Genomic DNA, 3555 nt, shown 5'->3' on the forward strand with positions numbered 1-3555 from the left:
ACGCAGGTCCATCGAATAAGGTCGCGCCATGCTCGCTGGCCTCCATGCCCAGCCAGCATCTTGAATCACATCTATACGCCCTCGTGAATCCCCTATCGATTCAATCCCACGTCATCCCGCTCTAGCCCTTCGGGCGGGAAACGCTCCGGCAGCGCGGCTCACTCGTCAGCTCTTGCTGCTGTGCTCCGACATTCCCTTGCGCTTGGTATGGGCCATTTTTTCGAGTTCCTTCTCGCTCATGGATTCCTCCATGCTCTTCGCCGCGCCATTGAGCTTCGATTTGGGCTGATCGCCGCGTTTCGCGGACAGCGCGGCGCCGGCCGCCTTCTGCTGTGCTGCTGACTTGGCTGGCATGACATCGTCTCCTTCGTGGGGAAGCGATCAACGCGCGTATGGCATCCTGGTGCCGCGGCCCTAACCCATGTGAACGAGTTCGTCGGCACCGGGGGGCGTTGGATGGATCAGAGGAACGCTCGTCCGGAGACGAAATCGCGGATCGGCCCTTGGTCGTCGCATAAGGCAACATATGTGGGCTCGGCTGGCCCGAATTATCGAGGCGGTGGCAATGATCGATCCGCCGGCCGTCATATGAGGCAGCGCCGCCTTGGGGAGATGCAAAGCGGATCGACATTTGTCGCCAAGGTCTTGCGCCATTCTTCGGCGGAAATGTCCTCACACTTATCAAAAGTCACCTGATGGGCGGCGTTGCTGATCAGCACGTCGATTGAACCCTGCGCCGCAATCCCCTTGTTCACGACCTCGCGGCAATGCGCCGGGTCGCTCAGGTCACCAGAGACAAACACCGCCTTGCGGCCGGCTGCTTCGACCAGCCGCGCCGTTTCCTTCGTATCCTCGTCATCGCAAAGATAGAGAATCAGAACATCGGCGCCTTCTCGCGCGAAGGCCACGGCCTTCGCGCGGCCAATCCCACTGTCCGCGCCGCGGATGACTGGTTCCGCCGGTCTGCCGGGAATACCCATTGTGAAAACTTTGGCGCGGGTGGGAGAGCTTTGAGCAGCAGACCGCCGTTCCCAAAAGACGCTCAGGAGATCGCGGGAGTTTCCCCGACCCGCACAAGAAACTCGGCAACCTCTATGACCGATCAATGTTTCGTTGGGCGGCGGAACCTTGGCCCCCGCCGCTCGTAGCATGTCGATCGACTTGTTTAGGATCGCAATGAACGGAGGAGTGCGATGCCCGCCAAAACCAAGGAAGATACGGCGTTCCTGACCGACGTCAAAACTCTGCGAGCGCGCGCAAAGAAGTCGCTGGATGACGGTGCGGTGATGCCGAGCTACAGGGGGGATGCTGACCGGACGATCGCCCTGCTTCAAACCGTGGTCGCGACCGAGTTGGTCTGTTTTCTTCGTTACCGCATGCACTCCATCGCGGCCGAGGGGATCACGAGTAAGAGCGTCGCCAAGGAATTCGCCGAACATGCCGAGAGCGAGCATGACCACATGCTGATGGCGGCCGAGCGGATCGACCAGCTCGGCGGCGTGCCCGACCTCGATCCCGAGGGCCTCGCGAGCCGTGCCGCGACCGAATACGGCCAGGGCGGCGATCTCGTGCAGATGATCAAGGACGATCTGGTCGCCGAGCGTCTGGTGATCGAGCATTATCAGGAACTGATCCGCTATTTCGGCGACGACGATCCAACCACGCGGATCATGCTCGAACATATCCTCGCCGAGGAGGAGGATCATGCCTCGGACATGCACGATCTTCTCGTTGCTCATGAAGGCAAGCCCTTCCTGAAATAGTATCGCGGGGCTCGCTCCCGCGCCCGACTCTCAATCGGAGACCGCGTTTGGAACTGACCGAGAGCAGGGATTTGCGCGGCGGCCACCCCTGTTGGATCGCCGACGACAGCAGCCACGTGACGAGCGACGACTTGCCCGATGGCACGGTCGATATCGCCATCGTCGGCGCGGGCGTGATGGGGGCGATGCTGGCCGACCGGCTTGCCGCTGCCGGACGCGGGGTTGCGCTGTTCGACCGCCGTCCGCCCGCGCATGGCAGCACGGCGGCTTCCACCGCGCTCGTCATGTGGGGCGCCGACGTGCCCTTGTCGCACCTCGCGCAGCGGATTGGCGAGCAGGAGGCGGCGCGGTGCTGGCGGCGCGTCCATGCTGCAGTCCGCAGGCTGGCCGAGCATATCGACGATGCCGGTATCGACTGCGACCGGATCGACCGCCCGGAGCTTTATCTCGCCGGCGTCCTGCTCGACGACGACGCGTTGCGGGTGGAAGGCGATGTGCGGCGCCGGGCCGGGCTGCCGTCAGACGATCTCGATGGCGATACGGTCGCGCTACGCTTCGGGATCGCGCCCCGCGCCGCCTTGCTGTCGCGCGACAGCTATGAAGTCGACCCCGTCAGGTTGACGCTGGCGCTGCTCGCCCGCGCGCGAAAGAACGGCGCGACAGCCTGCTTTCCCGTTGACGTGACGCGGCTTGAACCACAAGGTGTCGCCACGTTGCTGTGGACCGGCGACGGCCGTCGCATCGCCGCCCGCGAAGTGATCCTCGCGACCGGCTATGAACGAGCCGTCTGGTTCCTACCGCCAGCCTTCGCGATAGGCTGCAGCTATGCGATCGCGACGCCGCCGCGTTGCGCTCCGCTGTGGCGAGAGAATGCGATGATATGGGAAGCGTCCTCTCCCTATCTCTATGCGCGCGCCACCGCGGACGGGAGAATCATTGCCGGCGGCGAGGATGAGAATTTCGCTGATGCGCGCCAGCGCGATGCGCTGATCGGCGGCAAGAGCGGCACGATCCAGGCAAAGCTGGCCGCGATGATCGCGATAGACGAGATCGAAGTGGATTGCGCTTGGTCAGCGGCTTTCGGGACGTCCCCCGATGGCCTGCCGGCAATCGGGCGCGCCCTCGGTCACGAGCGCCTCTGGTTGGCCAGCGGATTCGGTGGCAACGGCGTCAGCTTCGCCGCACTCGGCGCCGAATTGATCGCGGCAGCCCTCGTCGGGAGGCCCGATCCGGCTGCCGATTGCTTTGATCCCTATCGCTTTGTGTAGATTTCGAGGGACGCATCATATTTGGCGAAACGACATCGGCTTACCTCCAACGGTCTTTCAGGCGTCAAGACGGCCACTTTTAAAGCTGTTCCGGCCTGAGCGGAATATTTGGAGTGTGTCGTTGACCAGCAGCTCACGCCGAGAGCGGTACAGCGGCTCTTGGGCCGCCTCGGGGCTATCTGGTTCAAGGTACGAAAACGAAGCTCCCGTTCGTTTGAACCAACGCCGCGGTCAGCAGACGCCAACATAGCCGCCATTCGCGTCCTTATATTCGTCCATCGATACCTGCCGTTTATTCAGCCGCTTGCTGAGGCAGGAACTGGCCGAAACCGGACCACCCGCTTCTTGGCCAAATCGTATAAAGGCAGGCCTTCGTTTAGATAATCGTCGAGCGACATCATATGCGTGCGCTGGCGGTCTAATGAAAATCCCGCGAGCGCGGCAGGATGCGGACGTCGCGGGGATGACCGTGCCTGCGGACGGGCGGGTGTGGGGCCTCGTCAGCGCGAGGACTTTCGGACAGG

Annotated in this window: 4 protein-coding genes; 2 read left to right on the forward strand and 2 right to left on the reverse strand. The window is 62.9% G+C overall.

Annotated elements, in window-relative coordinates:
* Window positions 1–165: 165 nt before the first annotated feature.
* Complete coding sequence (locus tag NFE57_RS16475; protein ID WP_252136679.1) at window positions 166–354, reverse strand: DUF3008 family protein; 189 nt, start codon at window positions 352–354, stop codon at window positions 166–168.
* Window positions 355–584: 230 nt separating this feature from the next.
* A complete protein-coding gene (locus NFE57_RS16480; protein ID WP_252136680.1) occupies window positions 585–980 on the reverse strand; it encodes an SDR family NAD(P)-dependent oxidoreductase in 396 nt (131 codons plus the stop codon).
* 213 nt (window positions 981–1193) lie between these two features.
* Here NFE57_RS16480 and NFE57_RS16485 point away from each other — a divergent pair, with 213 nt between their 5' ends.
* Both NFE57_RS16485 and NFE57_RS16490 read left to right on the forward strand, forming a co-directional pair.
* A complete protein-coding gene (locus NFE57_RS16485; protein ID WP_252136681.1) occupies window positions 1194–1763 on the forward strand; it encodes a ferritin-like domain-containing protein in 570 nt (189 codons plus the stop codon).
* Between the two features lie 116 nt (window positions 1764–1879).
* Window positions 1880–3031, forward strand: coding sequence for an NAD(P)/FAD-dependent oxidoreductase (locus tag NFE57_RS16490; protein WP_252136682.1), 1152 nt, complete (start codon window positions 1880–1882; stop codon window positions 3029–3031).
* The last annotated feature ends 524 nt before the right edge of the window (window positions 3032–3555 follow it).

Origin of the sequence: Hephaestia sp. MAHUQ-44 (assembly GCF_023806085.1) — a bacterium.
GTDB lineage: Bacteria > Pseudomonadota > Alphaproteobacteria > Sphingomonadales > Sphingomonadaceae > Sphingomonas.

Bases quoted from the DNA above. Each gene is read 5' to 3' on its own strand.
- NFE57_RS16475 (WP_252136679.1), bottom strand. From the start codon at position 354: ATGCCAGCCAAGTCAGCAGCACAGCAGAAGGCGGCCGGCGCCGCGCTG.
- NFE57_RS16485 (WP_252136681.1), top strand. From the start codon at position 1,194: ATGCCCGCCAAAACCAAGGAAGATACGGCGTTCCTGACCGACGTCAAA.
- NFE57_RS16480 (WP_252136680.1), bottom strand. From the start codon at position 980: ATGGGTATTCCCGGCAGACCGGCGGAACCAGTCATCCGCGGCGCGGAC.